The organism is Rhodococcus sp. T7, assembly GCF_009872365.1.
Lineage (GTDB): Bacteria > Actinomycetota > Actinomycetes > Mycobacteriales > Mycobacteriaceae > Rhodococcus_F.
In genome coordinates this window covers 51,198-51,591 of sequence record NZ_WXYH01000389.1, presented here as the reverse complement: position 1 = coordinate 51,591, position 394 = coordinate 51,198, and the positions used below count along the sequence as shown (strand labels likewise).

Genomic DNA, 394 nt, shown 5'->3' with positions numbered 1-394 from the left:
AGGCCGCGCTGCGCCGGTGTGCGTTGACGGTGCAGGTGTCGACGAAACTGAACCGCTCGCACCTGGTGACCGGGCAGTCCGCACTGATCCTGCCGTCGCTGGGCCGCACCGACAAAGATGTCCAGGCCGGTAAGAAGCAGCAGGTCAGCGTCGAGGATTCGATGTCGATGGTGCACCTCTCCCGCGGCAGCCTGCCCCCGGCCAGTGACCAGTTGCGCAGTGAGGTCGCGATCGTCTGCGGGATCGCGCAGGCGTTGTTCGGGCCGGAGCATTCGGTGCCGTGGGCGGAGTTCACCGCCGACTACGACCGGATCCGGGATTCCATTGCCCGGGTGATCCCGGGGTTCGAGGACTTCAACCGGAAGGTGCGCCGGCCCGACGGGTTCGGGTTGCC

1 pseudogene is annotated in these 394 nt (G+C 67.5%); it reads left to right on the top strand.

The window, feature by feature from the left end:
• Nucleotides 1–394 (top strand): annotated as a pseudogene (locus MLGJGCBP_RS44170) (hypothetical protein); the annotation flags it as partial.